Annotated in this window: 22 protein-coding genes; 9 read left to right on the top strand and 13 right to left on the bottom strand. The window is 70.7% G+C overall.

Annotation, left to right across the window (positions count from 1 at the left end; genetic code table 11):
* Nucleotides 1–6: 6 nt before the first annotated feature.
* Nucleotides 7–1215: a phosphoserine phosphatase SerB gene (gene serB / locus ACWZEH_RS06525; RefSeq protein ID WP_456196434.1), complete on the top strand. Its 1209-nt coding sequence runs from the start codon at nucleotides 7–9 to the stop codon at nucleotides 1213–1215.
* 101 nt (nucleotides 1216–1316) lie between these two features.
* On the opposite strand, the gene ACWZEH_RS06530 is transcribed toward serB, so the two are convergent.
* From ACWZEH_RS06530 to ACWZEH_RS06545, 4 genes are all read right to left on the bottom strand, one after another.
* A complete protein-coding gene (locus ACWZEH_RS06530) occupies nucleotides 1317–1835 on the bottom strand; it encodes a SixA phosphatase family protein (protein ID WP_456196436.1) in 519 nt (172 codons plus the stop codon).
* 64 nt (nucleotides 1836–1899) lie between these two features.
* Nucleotides 1900–2106 (bottom strand): hypothetical protein, encoded by a 207-nt coding sequence (locus tag ACWZEH_RS06535; RefSeq protein WP_456196437.1) that lies wholly within the window; start codon nucleotides 2104–2106, stop codon nucleotides 1900–1902.
* A gap of 173 nt (nucleotides 2107–2279) precedes the next feature.
* On the bottom strand, nucleotides 2280–2396 hold the full coding sequence (locus ACWZEH_RS06540; RefSeq protein ID WP_095534108.1) for an SGM_5486 family transporter-associated protein: 117 nt from the start codon (nucleotides 2394–2396) through the stop codon (nucleotides 2280–2282).
* Nucleotides 2397–2489: 93 nt separating this feature from the next.
* Entirely contained in the window at nucleotides 2490–3899 is a 1410-nt protein-coding gene (locus ACWZEH_RS06545) for a CynX/NimT family MFS transporter (RefSeq protein WP_456196440.1), read from the bottom strand.
* Nucleotides 3900–3968: 69 nt separating this feature from the next.
* Between ACWZEH_RS06545 and ACWZEH_RS06550 the strand changes: the two genes are divergently transcribed.
* Nucleotides 3969–4661: a FadR/GntR family transcriptional regulator gene (locus ACWZEH_RS06550; protein WP_456196441.1), complete on the top strand. Its 693-nt coding sequence runs from the start codon at nucleotides 3969–3971 to the stop codon at nucleotides 4659–4661.
* Here ACWZEH_RS06550 and ACWZEH_RS06555 read toward each other — a convergent pair.
* From ACWZEH_RS06555 to ACWZEH_RS06590, 8 genes are all read right to left on the bottom strand, one after another.
* Complete coding sequence (locus tag ACWZEH_RS06555) at nucleotides 4639–5019, bottom strand: hypothetical protein (RefSeq protein WP_456199474.1); 381 nt, start codon at nucleotides 5017–5019, stop codon at nucleotides 4639–4641. The two genes, ACWZEH_RS06550 and ACWZEH_RS06555, sit on opposite strands and share 23 nt — an antisense overlap.
* A gap of 203 nt (nucleotides 5020–5222) precedes the next feature.
* Entirely contained in the window at nucleotides 5223–5990 is a 768-nt protein-coding gene (gene fabI / locus ACWZEH_RS06560; protein WP_456196443.1) for an enoyl-ACP reductase FabI, read from the bottom strand.
* 5 nt (nucleotides 5991–5995) lie between these two features.
* Nucleotides 5996–6700, bottom strand: coding sequence for a 3-oxoacyl-[acyl-carrier-protein] reductase (fabG, locus tag ACWZEH_RS06565; RefSeq protein ID WP_456196445.1), 705 nt, complete (start codon nucleotides 6698–6700; stop codon nucleotides 5996–5998).
* 115 nt (nucleotides 6701–6815) lie between these two features.
* The gene (locus tag ACWZEH_RS06570; RefSeq protein WP_456196447.1) at nucleotides 6816–7073 is read right to left on the bottom strand and encodes a PIN domain-containing protein; all 258 of its coding nucleotides are present in this window, start codon (nucleotides 7071–7073) and stop codon (nucleotides 6816–6818) included.
* Nucleotides 7073–7306 carry a hypothetical protein gene (locus tag ACWZEH_RS06575; protein WP_456196449.1) on the bottom strand — a complete coding sequence of 78 codons (234 nt, stop codon included), beginning with the start codon at nucleotides 7304–7306 and terminating at the stop codon, nucleotides 7073–7075. Before ACWZEH_RS06575 ends, ACWZEH_RS06570 begins: the two co-directional genes overlap by 1 nt.
* Nucleotides 7307–7352: 46 nt before the next feature.
* The gene (locus ACWZEH_RS06580; protein WP_456196451.1) at nucleotides 7353–8267 is read right to left on the bottom strand and encodes a helix-turn-helix transcriptional regulator; all 915 of its coding nucleotides are present in this window, start codon (nucleotides 8265–8267) and stop codon (nucleotides 7353–7355) included.
* A gap of 114 nt (nucleotides 8268–8381) precedes the next feature.
* The gene (locus ACWZEH_RS06585; RefSeq protein ID WP_456196453.1) at nucleotides 8382–8654 is read right to left on the bottom strand and encodes a hypothetical protein; all 273 of its coding nucleotides are present in this window, start codon (nucleotides 8652–8654) and stop codon (nucleotides 8382–8384) included.
* Nucleotides 8655–8793: 139 nt separating this feature from the next.
* Complete coding sequence (locus tag ACWZEH_RS06590; RefSeq protein ID WP_456196454.1) at nucleotides 8794–9267, bottom strand: ATP-binding protein; 474 nt, start codon at nucleotides 9265–9267, stop codon at nucleotides 8794–8796.
* Between the two features lie 166 nt (nucleotides 9268–9433).
* Between ACWZEH_RS06590 and ACWZEH_RS06595 the strand changes: the two genes are divergently transcribed.
* From ACWZEH_RS06595 to tyrS, 5 genes are all read left to right on the top strand, one after another.
* On the top strand, nucleotides 9434–10288 hold the full coding sequence (locus ACWZEH_RS06595) for a helix-turn-helix domain-containing protein (protein WP_456196456.1): 855 nt from the start codon (nucleotides 9434–9436) through the stop codon (nucleotides 10286–10288).
* Nucleotides 10285–10485 (top strand): DUF397 domain-containing protein, encoded by a 201-nt coding sequence (locus ACWZEH_RS06600; protein ID WP_456196458.1) that lies wholly within the window; start codon nucleotides 10285–10287, stop codon nucleotides 10483–10485. The genes ACWZEH_RS06595 and ACWZEH_RS06600 overlap by 4 nt, the downstream gene beginning before the upstream one ends.
* 162 nt (nucleotides 10486–10647) lie before the next feature.
* On the top strand, nucleotides 10648–12171 hold the full coding sequence (locus ACWZEH_RS06605) for a TldD/PmbA family protein (RefSeq protein WP_456196460.1): 1524 nt from the start codon (nucleotides 10648–10650) through the stop codon (nucleotides 12169–12171).
* A gap of 82 nt (nucleotides 12172–12253) precedes the next feature.
* A complete protein-coding gene (locus ACWZEH_RS06610) occupies nucleotides 12254–13657 on the top strand; it encodes a metallopeptidase TldD-related protein (protein WP_456196462.1) in 1404 nt (467 codons plus the stop codon).
* Nucleotides 13658–13706: 49 nt separating this feature from the next.
* On the top strand, nucleotides 13707–14975 hold the full coding sequence (gene tyrS, locus ACWZEH_RS06615; RefSeq protein WP_456196463.1) for a tyrosine--tRNA ligase: 1269 nt from the start codon (nucleotides 13707–13709) through the stop codon (nucleotides 14973–14975).
* Between the two features lie 90 nt (nucleotides 14976–15065).
* Here tyrS and ACWZEH_RS06620 read toward each other — a convergent pair whose 3' ends face one another.
* Nucleotides 15066–15344 carry a GlsB/YeaQ/YmgE family stress response membrane protein gene (locus ACWZEH_RS06620; protein WP_456196466.1) on the bottom strand — a complete coding sequence of 93 codons (279 nt, stop codon included), beginning with the start codon at nucleotides 15342–15344 and terminating at the stop codon, nucleotides 15066–15068.
* 253 nt (nucleotides 15345–15597) lie between these two features.
* Between ACWZEH_RS06620 and ACWZEH_RS06625 the strand changes: the two genes are divergently transcribed.
* The gene (locus ACWZEH_RS06625) at nucleotides 15598–16023 is read left to right on the top strand and encodes a DUF3099 domain-containing protein (protein ID WP_456196468.1); all 426 of its coding nucleotides are present in this window, start codon (nucleotides 15598–15600) and stop codon (nucleotides 16021–16023) included.
* Between the two features lie 268 nt (nucleotides 16024–16291).
* Nucleotides 16292–16516 carry a hypothetical protein gene (locus ACWZEH_RS06630; RefSeq protein WP_257850272.1) on the top strand — a complete coding sequence of 75 codons (225 nt, stop codon included), beginning with the start codon at nucleotides 16292–16294 and terminating at the stop codon, nucleotides 16514–16516.
* Nucleotides 16517–16523: the final 7 nt, after the last annotated feature.

The raw sequence follows: 16523 nt of genomic DNA on the forward strand, positions 1-16523 counted from the left end.
AACACCATGAGCGCATCGCAGACCTCGGACGTTCCCACACTTCTTGTCAAGATCTTCGGCAAGGACAGGCCGGGCATCACAGCCGGTCTCTTCGACACTCTCGCCGCCTACTCCGTCGATGTGGTCGACATCGAGCAGGTCGTCACGCGTGGCCGAATCGTGCTGTGCGCGCTCGTGACCGAGCCGGCGCAGGGCCTGGAGGGCAACCTGCGGGCGACCGTCCACGGCTGGGCGGAGTCCATGAAGCTCCAGGCGGAGATCATCTCCGGCATCGGGGACAACCGCCCGCGCGGGCTCGGCCGTTCCCTGGTCACCGTGCTGGGCCACCCGCTCACCGCCGGGACGACGGCGGCGATCGCAGCGCGGATCACCCGGTCCGGCGCCAATATCGACCGTGTCTTCCGGCTCGCCAAGTACCCGGTGACCGCGGTGGAGTTCGCGGTGTCCGGAGTGGAGACGGAGCCGCTGCGCACCGCCCTGGTGACCGACGCGGCGAAGCTCGGGGTGGATGTCGCCGTCGTCGCGGCCGGACTGCACCGGCGGGCTCAGCGTCTGGTCGTCATGGATGTGGACTCCACGCTCATCCAGGACGAGGTGATCGAACTCTTCGCCGCCCACGCCGGCTGCCAGGACAAGGTCGCCGAGGTGACCGAGGCGGCGATGCGCGGGGAACTGGACTTCGAGCAGTCGCTGCACGCGCGCGTGCAGTTGCTGGCGGGGCTGGACGCCTCCGTGGTGGACAAGGTGCGCAGCGAGGTACGGCTGACGCCGGGCGCCCGCACCCTGGTCCGCACGCTGAAGCGGCTCGGCTACCAGGTGGGTGTGGTCTCCGGGGGGTTCACCCAGGTCACGGACGATCTGAAGGAGCGGCTGGCGCTGGACTTCGCCCACGCCAACACCCTGGAGATCGTCGACGGGAAGCTGACCGGCAGGGTCACGGGCGAGATCGTGGACCGGGCGGGCAAGGCGCGGCTGCTGCGCCGGTTCGCCGCCGCGGCGGGGGTTCCGCTGTCGCAGACCGTGGCGATCGGCGACGGCGCGAACGATTTGGACATGCTCAACGCGGCGGGGCTCGGGGTCGCCTTCAACGCCAAGCCGGTGGTACGTCAGGCCGCCCACACCGCGGTGAACTTCCCTTTCCTGGACACCGTCCTGTATCTGCTGGGCATCACGCGCGAAGAGGTCGAGGCGGCGGACGTCCTCGACCTGGACTGAGCCGCGCGAAGGGCCGGGGCCTGTCCGGTGTCCTTGCGGGAGCGGGGCCCGGCATCCGGGCCCCGCCCTCGGTGCCGGGCCCCGCTGTCATGCCGCGAGGGTCACTCGCTGGGAGCCCAGTAGTCGAGCAGGGTGGCGACGCCCGGCTCCAGGGACTTCCAGGGACCGCTGAAGGACAGCACGGCGAACGCGGCGGCCGGATAGCCGCGACGGCTCATCCGCTCGCCCGCGTCCCCCTGGGCCGATCCGGCGAGGATCTCGGCCACTCCCTGGATGCCGGGGTTGTGGCCGACGAGGAGCACGTTCTGCGCATCGTCCGGGGTTTCGTTCAGCAGGGCGATCAGCTCACCGGGTGAGGCCTCGTAGATCCGCTCCTCGTACACGGTCTTCGGTCGCTGTGGGAACTCGTGAACCGCGAGTTTCCACGTCTCCCGGGTCCGGGTCGCGGTGGAGCACAGTGCCAGATCGAAGGCGATGGCGGAGTCGGTGAGCTTGCGTCCGGCGACTGCGGCGTCCATCCTGCCGCGCTCGGCGAGCGGGCGCTCGTGGTCGTTCACCGGTGGCCAGTCGGCCTTCGCGTGCCGGAAAAGGACAATCCTGCGAGGTTCTGCGACGCTCATGTGACCCAGCTTCGCATGAAACAGGCCATGGGGCGCAGGTAGTTGGAGGCCACTTCCGGGGTGCTCAGTGGGTTATGAGCCGCTGTGCCCGCTCGATGAGGTGGGTGATCCCGGGCTCGGCGGCCGCCGCGTGCGCGTCGGCGGGGTTCAGGATCAGGGTGAGCAGCGCGACGAAGGCGAGCGTGGGCAGGGCGAGGGCCCACCACGGCAGCCGGATGTCGACGCCGCCCCGGGAGGCCGGGCGGGGCCGGGTGTGCGTGCGCGCCGGCATGGGGCCTCCGCTCTCCGAGGGGTCCGTGTCCGCGTCTCACGGCCACATCTCGAAGGTATGCGCTCCCGGGCCGTCGACCCATCCGGTGACCCACCCACTTGACCCTGAGCCTGGCCCCCTAGGGGATGGGGGTGCCAGCACCACCATGGCCGCCCGACCGGGACAGCGGGGTGTCACGGCGCCAGGATGCTCGCGATCACACCGATGACGATGAAGATGGCGAAGAACGCGCCGAAGACGAGCAGCATCTTCTTCTGGCCGTTCTGGGGGTTCGGGTCGAGGACTGGCATGGGGCAAGTCTCGCACCCGGCGACGGTTCGGTGTGTGCCGGGGTGAGGCGGGGTGGGCGGGGTGAGGGCGCGGAAACCCGGAGGGCCGCGGGTTCAGCGGGTGGCCGCCGCGTCGTCCTCCACCGTGCGGGCACGGCCCGCCAGCACGCCGGCGATCATCTGCGGGATCAGCAGGGCGGCCATGAGCACCAACGGCAGTCCCCAGCCGCCGCTGTGCTGGTAGAGGACGCCCACCAGGAGAGGGCCCGGGATGGAGATCAGATAGCCGGTGCTCTGCGCGAAGGCCGACAGCTCGGCCACGCCCGCGCCGGACCTGGCCCGCATCCCGACCATGGTGAGCGCGAGCGGGAAGGCGCAGTTGGCGATGCCCAGCAGCAGCGCCCAGGCCAGGGCGCCGGCGGCGGGCGCGAAGTACAGCCCGGCGTATCCGATCAGGCCGCTCATGCCGAGCACGATCACGATCGGACCCTGCCGGGGCAGCCGCGTGGCGACGCGCGGGATGACGAAGGCGAGCGGCACTCCCATCACCATGGTGAGCGCGAGGAGCAGCCCGGCGGTGCTCGCGGTGACGCCCGCGTCCCGGAAGATCTGCGCCATCCAGCCCATGGTGATGTAGGCGGCGGTCGCCTGGAGTCCGAAGAAGACGGCGAGCGCCCAGGCGGTCCGGCTGCGGGTGATCCGCAGCTCGGCCGCGGGCTCCCGCTCCCGTGACGGGTGCTGTCCGGACACCTGCTGCCCCGGTGCACCCCCTCCCCGCGGGTGCCGTTCCGGCCCGCGCCGCTCCCGCGCGGGCGTCCGCTCCGCAGGCGCCCGGCCCCGCTCCCCCACGAACGGGAGCCAGGGCAGTACGGCGGCCGCGGCGAGCGCGGCCCACAGGGCGAGTCCCGACTCCCAGTTCCCGCCCAGCGCCTCGGTCGCCGGCACGGTCACCGCGGCGGCCAGGGCCGTGCCGAGGGCGAGGGCCATGGAGTACAGGCCGGTCATGGAGCCGACCCGGTCCGGGAACCACTGCTTGACGATGACCGGCATCAGGACGTTGCTGACGGCGATGCCCATGAGCGCGAGGGCGCTGGCCGCCAGGAAGCCCGCCGTGCTCCCCGTGAACGGACGGATGAGCAGACCGGTGCCGATGGCGGCCATGCCGGCGCACACCACCGCACCCGGCCCGAAGCGGCGGGCCAGCCGCGGGGCGGTGACACCGAAGACGGCGAAGCACAGCGGGGGCACGGAAGTGAGCAGCCCGGCCATGGTGCCACTCATGCCGAGCCCGCTACGGACCTCCTCGAGCAGTGCGCCGAGGCTGGTGATGGCGGGGCGGAGGTTCAGCGCCGCCACCACTATGCCGACGACGAGCAGCCGCGTCGTCCACGCGCGCGTGCCGGACCGTCCGGCCTCACCCGCTCCCCTGGCACCGGGCTCCGTGCCGTCGGACGCCGGAGCCTTCGTGCGCGCCGTCGTGGACGTGACCGTCCGGGATTCCTCACCAACCATGAGACCCATCATAGAATCATGGGATGATTGGTTGTCCATGTCCGGACGCCACCCGATGCCCCTGACGTGCGAAGGTGTGTCATGCCCCTGAGCCACCCCCGTCGTTCCGCACTGTCCGAGCAGGTCATCGCCGCTCTGCGCGCCCAGATCATCTCGGGCGAGTGGCCGGTCGGCTCCCGCATTCCGACCGAACCGGAGCTGGTCGAGCAGCTGGGGGTGGCCCGTAACACGGTCCGCGAGGCCGTCCGCGCGCTGGCGCACAACGGACTGCTGGCCATCCGCCAGGGCTCGGGCACGTATGTCGTCGCCACGAGCGAGCTGGCGGGAGTGATGCACCGCCGCTTCGCCGACGCCGACCCCGGGCACATCGCGGAACTGCGCTCCACCCTGGAGGCGTCCGCGGCGCGGCTGGCCGCCCGGCGGCGCACCGAGAAGGACCTCAAGCAGCTCGACACGCTGCTGCTGCGCCGCGAGGAGGCCTGGGCCTCGGGGGCGGCGGAACCGTTCGTGGCGGCGGACGCCACCTTCCACCTCGCCGTCGTCGCCGCGTCCCACAACGACGTACTGATCGCCCTGTACGCGGACCTCAGCGAGGTGCTGCGGGACTGGCTGCGCGACGACGTGGGCCAGGAGCTGACCCCCGAGACGCACATGGACCACGCGCGGCTGCTGGACGCGATCCGCGCGGGTGACGCGACGACGGCGGCCGAAGAGGCCGCCGCCTACCCGTTCGCGTGCCGTCCGGGGCGCGTCAGTCCGCCTTCCGGTGGCTGATCCACGCCGTCCCGACCTCGTCCCAGCAGCGCCCGTCGAGCCGTACGGTCTGTGCGGGTCCGGCGGCCACCGGAGGGCTGTCGCTGTCGAGGTCCCACCAACGGAGGCACTCGACGTGCAGGCGCACGTGGTCGGTGTCCGGATAGGGGTTGTGGCAGTACGCGGTCACCCAGGAGCCGTCGACCCCGATCCGGCAGGCGGCACCGAACGGATCGTCGGCCGCCGCGTCCTTCGGCCCGGCGTCGCCCGGCCCCACGTCGGCAGGGTGCACGCGCGCGTGCGGCATCGCGTCGTACGGCATCGCGTCGTACGACAGGATCGGCACGAGTCCGACACCCGCGGCGACGGCGACGGTCATCGAGGCCAGGCGGTAGAAGCGCACAAGGGGGCCTCCTCGGCCGTGCTGGGGAGGGGGATCACGCGGCGGACGCGTACTCCACAGTGCCCTGTCGCCGCCGGATCCCGCCCGCTGTGCTGAGCCGGCCGGGTGACACGGCCGGGGGCCCGCACCCGTCACGGGTGCGGGCCCCCGGCGGCCTCCGAAGGGGCCGCTCCCGGGTGCTACGCGCCGACGGCGTGCAGCCCGCCGTCCACGTGGACGATCTCGCCCGTGGTCTTCGGGAACCAGTCGCTCAGCAGGGCGACGACCCCGCGGCCGGCCGGCTCCGGGTCCTTCAGGTCCCACTCCAGCGGGGCCCGGTGGTCCCACACGGAGGCCAGCTCGCCGAAGCCCGGGATGGACTTGGCTGCCATGGAGCCGATCGGGCCCGCCGAGATCAGGTTGCAGCGGATGTTCTGCTTGCCCAGGTCACGCGCCATGTAGCGGCTGGTCGCCTCCAGCGCGGCCTTGGCCGGGCCCATCCAGTCGTACTGCGGCCAGGCGTACTGCGCGTCGAAGGTGAGGCCGACGACGGAACCGCCGCTCTGCATCAGCGGCAGGCAGGCCATGGTCAGGGACTTCAGGGAGAACGCCGAGACGTGCATGGCCGTGGCGACCGACTCGAACGGCGTGTTGAGGAAGTTGCCGCCCAGCGCGTCCTGCGGCGCGAAGCCGATGGAGTGCACGACGCCGTCGAGGCCGCCGAGCTCCTCGCCCACGACGTCGGCGAGACGGCCCAGGTGCTCCTCGTTGGTCACGTCGAGCTCGATGACCTTGGTGGGCTTGGGGAGCTTCCTGGCGATGCGCTCGGTCAGCGTGGGCCGCGGGAACGCGGTCAGGATGATCTCGGCGCCCTGTTCCTGGGCCAGCCGGGCCGTGTGGAAGGCGATGGAGGACTCCATCAGCACGCCGGTGATCAGGACGCGCTTGCCCTCGAGAATTCCGCTCATGTCGTTCAGTGACCCATTCCCAGTCCGCCGTCAACGGGAATGACGGCTCCAGTGATGTACGAGGCGTCGTCCGAGGCGAGGAACCGCACCGCGGCGGCGATCTCCTCGGGCTGCGCGTACCGGCCGAGCGGCACCTGCGACACGATGCCCGCCCGCTGCTCGTCGGTGAGCACCTTGGTCATGTCGGTGTCGACGAAGCCGGGCGCGACGACGTTGAACGTGATGTTGCGCGAACCCAGCTCACGGGCGAGGGAGCGCGCGAAGCCGACCAGACCGGCCTTGGACGCGGCGTAGTTCGCCTGCCCCGCCTGGCCGGCCAGGCCCACCACCGAGGAGATCAGGACGACCCGGCCCTTGCGGGCACGCAGCATGGCGCGGTTGGCGCGCTTGACGATCCGGAAGGTGCCGGTGAGGTTGGTGTCGACGACCGAGGTGAAGTCCTCCTCGGACATGCGCATCAGGAGCTGGTCCTTGGTGATGCCGGCATTGGCGACGAGCACCTCGACCGGGCCGTGCTGGGCCTCGATCTCCTTGTAGGCCTGCTCCACCTGCTCGGAGTCGGTGATGTCGCACTTGACGGCGAGGAAGCCCTTGGGCGGCTCACCCGAGCGATACGTGATCGCGACCTTGTCACCGGCGTCGGCGAACGCGCGGGCGATGGCGAGGCCGATGCCCCGGTTGCCTCCGGTGACGAGAACCGAGCGGCTCAACGGATCACCCTTTCGATAGCGGTCTGGAGCCCCTGCGACACAGGCGCCTTCCCCGAAAACCTATCGGTCAAAGCGCTTCGAAGGACATTGGGGCACCGACAGTGGCCGATGGGACTCACTGTCGGATCCCTACAGAAACGCCCGGTTCCCAGTCCGCCGTACCGGGTGCGTGAGCGGACAGTCCTCCGGCGCGAGCGGTCTCGAGCATCCTGCGGTCGTAGGTCACCAGGGCGGTCAGGTCGTCCCGCAGCGAGAGCGCGCCGGCCACATGGATCGCGTCCGGCGTCCTCAGGCGTCCGACCAGCAGGGCGGCTCCGTCGCGCACCTCGCGGGTGAGGAGGATCCCGGTGATCCGGGCGTCCAGGTCCTCCATCAGGCCTTGACGAGGTTGGTCGCGTTCCGGTTCACGTAGTCCTTGAAGGGAGTGCTGTTCTCCTGTCCGGACTCTCCGATCGCCTGCGACCAACCCGCCTCCAGCCCCGGCTTCCCAAAGAGGACCCGCTCCCACAGCTCCCGGAAGACCAAGCCGTCCTGGGGTGCTTCCTCCCACAGGACGACGACGGCGGTGTACAGGGCCTGGGCGACGACGGTCGTGATGCCGGGCACGGCGTCCGTTCTTCCCAGCGTACGAGGGTGAGGGCCGCGCCCGGACTCAGTCCAGGCCGACCGGGGTGATCGGCGTGACCGGGATGTCGTCGGGGCCGTTCGTCTGGACGAGCAGGAGGTCACCGACCGTGGCGTCACGACTGAGGCCGAGGCGGGAGACCGGAACGGCGCCCGGGGCCTGCGGCGTGCCGACGGGCTGAAGATGCAGCTCGCTCTCCGCGCCCTGGTAGGCGAGAACCGCCAAAACCTCGTCGTGGCCGATGCGGGACACCACGCTGCTCAGCCGGTCGGTGAGGACCGCGCACACGACGGTGAGCCGTTGCCGCTCCGTCCTGGGCACAGGGAACGCGGCGATCCGCTCCAGCACACCGGGCAGCGCCAGCGTGCCCTCCAGCAGCCGCTGGACGGTCTCCCGCTCCTCGTCACGGCCGTCCCCGGTCTCGGCGGCGGCGAAGTGCACCAGGGGAAGGCCGTCGTCCAGGGTGCGCTGCCACTTGGGCAGCAGGAAGTCGATGGTAAGGGCCTCTTCGCGGGTGGGTGGGTGCACCTCGTCGCCCTCGCCGAACTGGGCGAGCCAGGCGTTGACGTCTCCCCAGCGCCACACCGGCGAGCGTCCGGTGATCCCCTCGGGGTCCGGGAAGGGCAGCTTGTCCTGCCGCCGCTCACCGCTCACCCACTGCTGGACGTTCTGGCGCGAGCGCTCGACACGCTCCGCGATGTCCGAGACGCCCACGAGGTCGGGGTCGGTACGCAGCAGTCTCAGGGCGGGCAGGGACTTGCGCAGCCGTACGACGATGCGGTGGGCCGCGTCGATCGCGTTGACCCCGCTCTCGGAGACGTCCAGGAAGTGCCGGCCGCGATGGCGGGTCAGCACCCCGTCGAAGGTGTCGTGGACGATCGCGACGGCCTTGTCGTCGTCCACCTCGATCCCGTCCACGACGAAGTGGAATTCATACTCCATGACGCCCCAGCCCCCCACGCGTGTGCCTGTTCGCTCTTCCTGGTTCCGGTGTCCGCGCCTCTCGCTCCAGGGAACGCCCCCCTGGCGCAAGCTTCGCCGAGCCCGGCGGTGTTGTCAATTGACAACGCCACCCCGGAGGGCCGCACGCGGGTCGTCCGGGGGCAGCGGGCACCACTTCGCCTTGCGGGCTATTCGACGGGCCTCCTGGCCGGGATTCTTCGGCGTGCCCCCCACACGGATCACCGTGCAGTGGTCCGGGCACGGGCAGTACAGCGTGCCCCAGTGAGCCTCCGACGCGAGCGTCCACCCGTCGGCGACGAGCCGCTTGAGGACCGCCCTGACCTCCTTGCTCGGATGGTCCGCCGCAGCGATCTCGCGTCCGACCACGTACGCCTCCACAAGCCTTCGCCCGTCGCAGAGCTGACCGTCAACTCGAGCAGGTCGATAAGCGTACCCGCCCCTACTGACACTGGCCGAAATCACAACTCAGCGGACACAGCGGGTCGTTGCGGAAGATGATCGTCAACTACGGCCGAACGGGACGCGGGCCGTCCGGGACGCGGACCGCACACTCCGCCCACACGGTCTTGCCCGGCCCCGTCCGCCCGGCCACGCCCCAGCGGTCGGCGACGGCTTCCACGAGGAACAGGCCTCTTCCGCCGTCGGCGTCCGCGGCGGGCCGGCCCGTCGGCTCGGTGAGTTCCGGATGCCCCGGATGGGTGTCGGACACCTCGACGCGGACGAGTCCCGCGGTCCGGTCGTACGCGAGCCGCAGCTCGAAGTTGCGCCCGGGGACGCGGCCGTGGAGGACCGCGTTGGCGGCGAGTTCGGCCACGACGAGGGCGACGGTGTCGGAGGCCGGGCTGCCGTAGGGCAGGTCCCACAGGTCGAGCCGGTGCGTGGCAAGTCTGCGGGCGAGACGCGCGCCGCGGCGCGTGGCGGAGAACCGCTGGGCGAACACACTTACGGTTACGGCCTCTTGGGCCCGTGGTGCTGGCATGCGCCCAGCGTTCCGACCCCTCCCGGCCCCCAACAGGGACGACACCCATACAGGCGTGGCTGTATCGGTGCACACTCTGGACTGGGTGGGTCACTCCCCGTGACTCCGGGTGGGTCGGGCGGGGTTGAGCGAGGCGTGAAAGCACGGACACGGGAGGCACGCGGCGATGAGGACGGACCACGGCGGAGGCGGCGGCACGAACGGTACGGAAGCGGAACTCTCCGACAGTCTCAAGACTTTCGGCGCGGTCCTCAAGGCGCTGCGCGAGGAATCCGGCCTGACCCAGGAGGAGTTCGCGCGGCAGGTGCGGTACTCGGCGGCGTACGTCGCCAAGATCGAGCAGGGGAAGCGGTTCCCGCCGGCGGACCTGCCCACGCGGGCGGAGGAGGTACTGGGGCCGGTCGCGCTCAAGGTCCTCACGGCGGCGGCGATGAGCCTGACGAGGAGGGCGGGGCTGGCGTCGTGGTTCCGGCAGTGGGCAGGGATCGAGGAGGAGGCGATCTCGCTCTACGCGTACGAGTGCCGGGCGGTTCCAGGGTTGTTGCAGCCCGAAGGTTACATCCGGGCGGTGTTCGATCGGCGGTTGCCGCCTGTATCCGAGGAGCAGATCGAACGCGAGGTCGCGGCTCGGCTCGACCGCCAGCAGCTCATCTCCACCAGGCAGAACACCGCCTTCAGCTTCGTCATTGAGCAGAGCGTCCTGGTACGGCGCATGGGAGGATGCGATGTCACCAGGCAGGTCATCGACCACCTTCTTGAGGTGGGCACCCGGCGCAATGTCGAGATCCAGGTCATGCCCGGCCTCCAAGAGGATCATTGCGGCATCGACGGTCAGATGTACCTGGCCGAGACTCCTTCTCATCAGTGGGTCGGGTACACCGAGGGACAGCGGTCAAGCACGTTGATCTCTGCGCCCAAAGACGTCAGCGTCCTGCTCCAGCGCTATGGCAAGCTGCGTTCACAGGCCTTGGATTGCCGGGCTACCGTGAAGCTGCTGGAACAGATGCGAGGAGCGCTATGAGCACTATCGATGAGCCGCACTGGTTCAAGAGCAGCTACAGCGGCAGCGAGGGCGACAACTGCGTCGAGGTCGCCGTGCGCCCCGAGGCCGTCCGCATCCGCGACTCCAAGGACAAGCGCATCCGCCCCCTCGTCGTCACGCCGACCGCCTGGGCGGCGTTCGCGGCACTCGCGGCCGACGCGTCTTCGGACGGCTGAGTTCTCGTCGTACGTGGCATCAGCGGGCGGGTACGGGAGTTGTCCCCGTACCCGCCCGCTGATCTGCGCCACCGGCCTTTCCGGAGGAGCCCGGGGAGCGAGACATGGTTCACTGCCTCCGACGGTCACCACAGGCAAGCGCCCGAAGGGATCTCTCCAACCGTGCCCCATGAAGTCGATCAGTCGTTTCTGGCGCTCCCCCTACGCCCCCTCGCCGACGCCGCTCTCGCGCGGGCGCGGTCGCTGGGGGCCGAGCACGCGGACTTCCGCCTGGAGCGGGTGCGTGACGCGTCCTGGCGGCTGCGGGACGCCAAGCCGGCCGGGTCGTCGGACACCACCGACCTGGGGTACGCGGTGCGCGTGGTGCACGGCGGGACGTGGGGTTTCGCGTCCGGCGTGGATCTCACCCCGGACGCAGCCGCCAAGGTCGCCTCGCAGGCCGTGGCGATGGCGAAACTGTCCGCCCAGGTGATCAGGGCGGCGGGGTCGAAGGAGCGGGTCGAGCTCGCGGACGAGCCGGTGCATGCCGAGCGGACCTGGGTGTCGTCGTACGGCATCGACCCCTTCGAGGTACCCGACGCGGAGAAGGCCGGGCTGCTGGCCGAGTGGAGCGCGCGGCTGCTGGCGGCGCGCGGGGTGGACCACGTGGACGCCTCACTGCTCACCGTGCACGAGAACAAGTTCTACGCCGACACCGCGGGGACCGTCACCACGCAGCAGCGGGTACGGCTCCACCCCGTGCTCACGGCCGTGTCCGTCGACGAGTCGAGCGGTGAGTTCGACTCCATGCGCACCCTCGCGCCGCCCGCCGGGCGCGGTTGGGAGTACCTGACGGGCACCGGCTGGGACTGGGACGACGAGCTGGAGCGTCTTCCCGGGCTGCTGGCCGAGAAGATGCGCGCGCCGAGCGTCGAGCCGGGCCTGTACGACCTGGTCGTGGACCCGTCCAACCTGTGGCTGACCATCCACGAGTCCGTCGGGCACGCCACCGAGCTGGACCGGGCCCTCGGCTACGAGGCCGCCTACGCCGGCACCTCCTTCGCCACCTTCGACCGGCTCGGCACGCTGCGCTACGGCTCCGAGCTGATGAACGTCACCGGCGACCGCACCGCCGAGCACGGTCTGGCGACCGTCGGGTACGACGACGAGGGCGTCGAGGCGCAGTCCTGGGACCTGGTGAAGGACGGCACGCTGGTCGGCTACCAGCTGGACCGGCGGATCGCGAGGCTGACCGGGTTCGAGCGGTCCAACGGGTGCGCGTTCGCTGACTCCCCCGGGCATGTGCCGGTGCAGCGCATGGCCAATGTGTCGCTGCGGCCGGATCCGGCCGGGATGTCGACCGAGGATCTGATCGGGGGTGTGGACCGGGGCATCTACGTCGTCGGCGACCGGTCGTGGAGCATCGACATGCAGCGGTACAACTTCCAGTTCACCGGGCAGCGTTTCCACCGGATCGAGAACGGGCGGCTGGCGGGGCAGCTGCGGGACGTCGCCTACCAGGCCACGACCACCGACTTCTGGGGCTCCATGGCGGCGGTCGGCGGCCCGCAGACCTATGTCCTCGGGGGCGCCTTCAACTGCGGCAAGGCCCAGCCGGGACAGATCGCGGCGGTCTCGCACGGCTGCCCGTCCGCGCTCTTCAAGGGCGTCAACATTCTGAACACCACGCAGGAGGCGGGTCGATGAGGGGCAGTGCCGCACTCGGCCGGGGGTCCAGGGGTCGTCCCCCGGGACAGCACAGCCTGAACACCACGCAGGAGGCGGGTCGATGAGCGCGCGTACCAGCAAGCCGCATGAGATCGTCGAGCGTGCTCTCGCCCTGTCCCGGGCCGACGGCTGTGTCGTGATCGCCGACGAGCAGTCGAGCTCCAATCTGCGCTGGGCGGGCAACTCGCTCACCACGAACGGTGTCACGCGCGGGCGCACGCTCACCGTCATCGCCACCGTGGACGGCCGGGAGGGCACCGCGTCCGGCGTGGTGTCCCGGTCCGCGGTGACGGTCGACGAACTGGAGCCCCTGGTGCGGGCCGCCGAGGCCGCCGCGCGGGGTGCCGGTCCCGCCGAGGACGCCCAGCCGCTGGTCACGGGCGTGGCCGAGTCCCCCGAGTTCACCGAGGCGCCCGCACAGACGTCGTCCGCCGTGTTCACCGACTTCGCGCCGGCGCTCGGGGAGGCGTTCGCACGCGCGCGGGCGGGCGGGCGGGAGTTGTACGGCTTCGCCAACCACGAGGTGGTGTCCAGCTATCTCGGCACGTCCACGGGACTGCGGCTGCGGCACGACCAGCCGGGCGGGACGCTGGAGCTCAACGCCAAGTCTCCGGACCGCACCCGCTCGGCGTGGGCGGGCCGCTCCACGCGGGACTTCAAGGACGTGGACCCGGCGGCGCTCGACGCCGAGCTGGCGGTGCGGCTGGGCTGGGCCGAGCGGCGGCTCGAGCTGCCCGCCGGCCGGTACGAGACGCTGCTGCCGCCGACCGCCGTCGCGGACCTGCTGATCTACCAGCTGTGGTCGTCCTCCGGCCGGGACGCGGCCGAGGGCCGCACGGTGTTCTCCAAGCCGGGCGGGGGCACCCGGGCCGGCGAACGGCTGGCCGGGCTGCCGCTGAGCCTGCGCAGCGACCCCGGCGAGCCGGGTCTGGAGTCGGCCCCGTTCGTGATCGCGCACTCCTCCGGGGGCGACCGGTCCGTGTTCGACAACGGGCTGCCGCTGAGCGCCACCGACTGGGTGCGCGACGGCGTGCTGCACCGGCTGACCACCAGCAGGCACAGCGCGGGTCTCAGCGGGCTGCCGGTGGCGCCGGCGATCGACAACCTGATCCTGGACGGCGGCGGCGAGCGCTCCCTGGAGGAGATGGTCGCGGCCACGGATCATCGTGGACCCTGTCTGCTGCTGACCTGTCTGTGGTACATCCGCGAGGTGGACCCTGCGACCCTGCTGCTCACCGGGCTGACCCGGGACGGTGTCTACCTCGTCGAGAACGGCGAGGTCGTCGGCGAGGTCAACAACTTCCGGTTCAACGAGTCGCCGGTGGACCTGCTGGGCCGGGCCACGGAGGCGGGGCGTACGGAGAAGACGCTGCCCAGGGAGTGGGGCGACTGGTTCACCAGGGCCGCGATGCCCGCGCTGCGGGTCCCCGAATTCAACATGAGTTCCGTCAGCCGGGGCGTATAACCTCGTAGGCGTTCGGAAACCGAAGCAGCACCGAGGAGACGCGAGAACCGTGACGGACATCGTCGACGAGCTGAAGTGGCGCGGGCTGTTCGCCCTGTCCACCGACGAGGACGCCTTGCGCAAGGCGCTCGCGGACGGTCCTGTCACGTTCTATTGCGGCTTCGACCCGACCGCGCCGTCACTGCACGTCGGACATCTGGTGCAGGTGCTCACGGTGCGCCGGCTCCAGCAGGCCGGGCACCGCCCGCTGGCGCTGGTCGGCGGCGCCACGGGCCTGATCGGCGACCCCCGCCCGACGGCGGAGCGCACGCTGAACGACCCGGAGACGGTCTCCGGCTGGGTGGACCGGCTGCGTGGCCAGATCGAGCCGTTCCTGTCCTTCGAGGGCGAGAACGCGGCGGTGATGGTCAACAACCTCGACTGGACGCAGAACCTGTCCGCGATCGAGTTCCTGCGGGACATCGGCAAGCACTTCCGCGTCAACAAGATGCTGACGAAGGACTCCGTCGCGCGGCGGCTGGAGTCCTCCGAGGGCATCAGTTACACGGAGTTCAGCTACCAGCTCCTGCAGGGCATGGACTTCCTCCAGCTGTACCGGCGCCACGGCTGCACGCTCCAGCAGGGCGGCAGCGACCAGTGGGGCAACCTCACGGCCGGACTCGACCTGATCCACCGACTGGAGCCGCATGCCGCGGTGCACGCGCTGGCGACGCCGCTGATGACGAAGGCGGACGGCACCAAGTTCGGCAAGACCGAGGGCGGGGCCGTCTGGCTCGACCCGGAGATGACCACGCCGTACGCGTTCTACCAGTTCTGGCTGAACGTCGACGACCGGGACATCTCGACCTACATGCGCATTCTGTCCTTCAGGTCCCGCGAGGAGCTGGAGGCGCTGGAGGCGCAGACGGCGGAGCGTCCGCAGGCGCGCGCCGCGCAGCGCGCCCTGGCGGAGGAGCTGACGACACTGGTGCACGGCGCCGGCCAGACGGCCGCCGTGATCGCCGCGTCGAAGGCACTGTTCGGCCAGGGCGAGCTGGCGGAGCTGGACGAGCGGACGCTGGCGGCGGCCCTCTCGGAGGTGCCGCACGTGCGGGCCGCCGAGCTCGGTCCGGTCGTGGACCTGTTCGCGGAGGTCGGTCTGGCGCCCAGCAAGTCGGCCGCGCGGCGCACGGTGAAGGAGGGCGGTGCCTACGTGAACAACGTGAAGGTCACCGCCGAGGACGCCGTCCCCGCGAAGGAGGACCTGCTGCACGGCCGCTGGCTGGTGCTGCGCCGGGGCAAGAAGAACCTGGCGGCGGTGGAGGTCACAACCACCTGAGCCCGTACCCGCCGCACGGGCGCGTCGCGTGAACGTCCGGTGTGCCGCACCGGACGCGCGCGGCGTGCCCGCGCGACCGGCGCGCGTCGGTCAGGTCCGCCGCGCGCGCTTGCCCCGCATCTGCATGTACAGCATGTCGACGACGAACACGATGACGACCGCCGCCGCCAGTTGGAAGATGTGCCGGCCCCAGTCGATGCCCGGTGTCTCCCCGATACCGAAGCCCCGCGCGATGGCGTTGCCCGCGATGGCGCCGAGGATGCCGCAGATGGTGGTCAGCCACAGCGGGCTGTGCTGCTTCCCCGGGATGATCGCCTTCGCGATCAGACCGAGCACGAACCCCACGATGATCGCCCACAACCAGCCCATGACTTCCTCCTGATAGGCATTGACACGGACATTACGGCCAGTGTCGACCCGGATCCGTTACGCCGCATGTCGGCCGGGCCGTACGCGCGGCGGCGCAGGCCGGACGGACATACCGGAGTGCGGACCGGGGCGCCCCGGTTTCGTGGGCGGCGGGGACGCGGCGTACCGTGGTGGCGTACGGGCCCGGGATTCCGGCCGGCCGCAGGACGGCCGGAGGCGGGGATGGTCCGATTCGGGCGGATGGTGGAATGCGATGCGGAAGCAGCATGGCGGCAGCGTCCAGGTGTTCCGGATCACCGGAGCCAGGACGGGGCTCCAGGAGGATGTGCGTGGGCGGCAGCGCCGGTACGTGATCTCGATGATCGTTCGTACGATCTCGGTCATTCTCGCGGCCACGCTCTGGAACGTGGAACGGCACGTCGCGATCGTGGCGCTGGTTCTCGGCATGCTGCTGCCGTACGTCGCGGTGGTGATCGCCAACGCCGGGCGCGAGAACTCGCCGTCGTTGCCGTCTGCCTACCTGACGCCGCAGGCGCGGCCGATGATCACATCGTCACGGACGAATGGCGGCGCGGCGGAAGCCGGGACGGAAGATGTGGCGCCCGAGCCCGCCCCCGGCGTACGAACGGAGCGGCCTGAGCCGTCACGGCCTTCGGAACATGACCATGGCCGGCCGTAAGCGGAAGACGTTAACCCGCCAAGCTCAGGAAAAGCTCAGATCAATCACGTTGTTCCGGTGCCGGGTGCAGGGTGACCCGTGACATACTTCGTACGCGCTCCGCATCCCCCGTCGGAGCGACAGACCGACGCCGGGCAGCTCCCCCCGTGGCTGCTCGGCGTCGCCTTTTCCCCTCTCTTCCCCACCCCTTTTTCGCGCCCTCTCCCCCGCTTGCGGCTTTTCCCGTGAGACGTCGCACCGCGCTGATCGGGTTAGGGTCGGCGGTGTGATGGACCCTGATCCCGAGACGCCGATCTGTTCCGCGAAGGGCTGCCGCGCCGCCGCCGTGTGGGTGCTCGCCTGGAACAACCCGAAGCTGCACACGCCGGAGCGTCGCAAGACCTGGCTCGCGTGCGAGGAGCACCGGGAGCAGCTGTCGCAGTTCCTCGGCGTGCGCGGATTCCTGAAGGACGTCGTGCGCTTCGAGGAGTGGGAGACGCCCGAAGGGGTGTAAAAGCGGC

The organism is Streptomyces yamdrokensis, assembly GCF_053890455.1.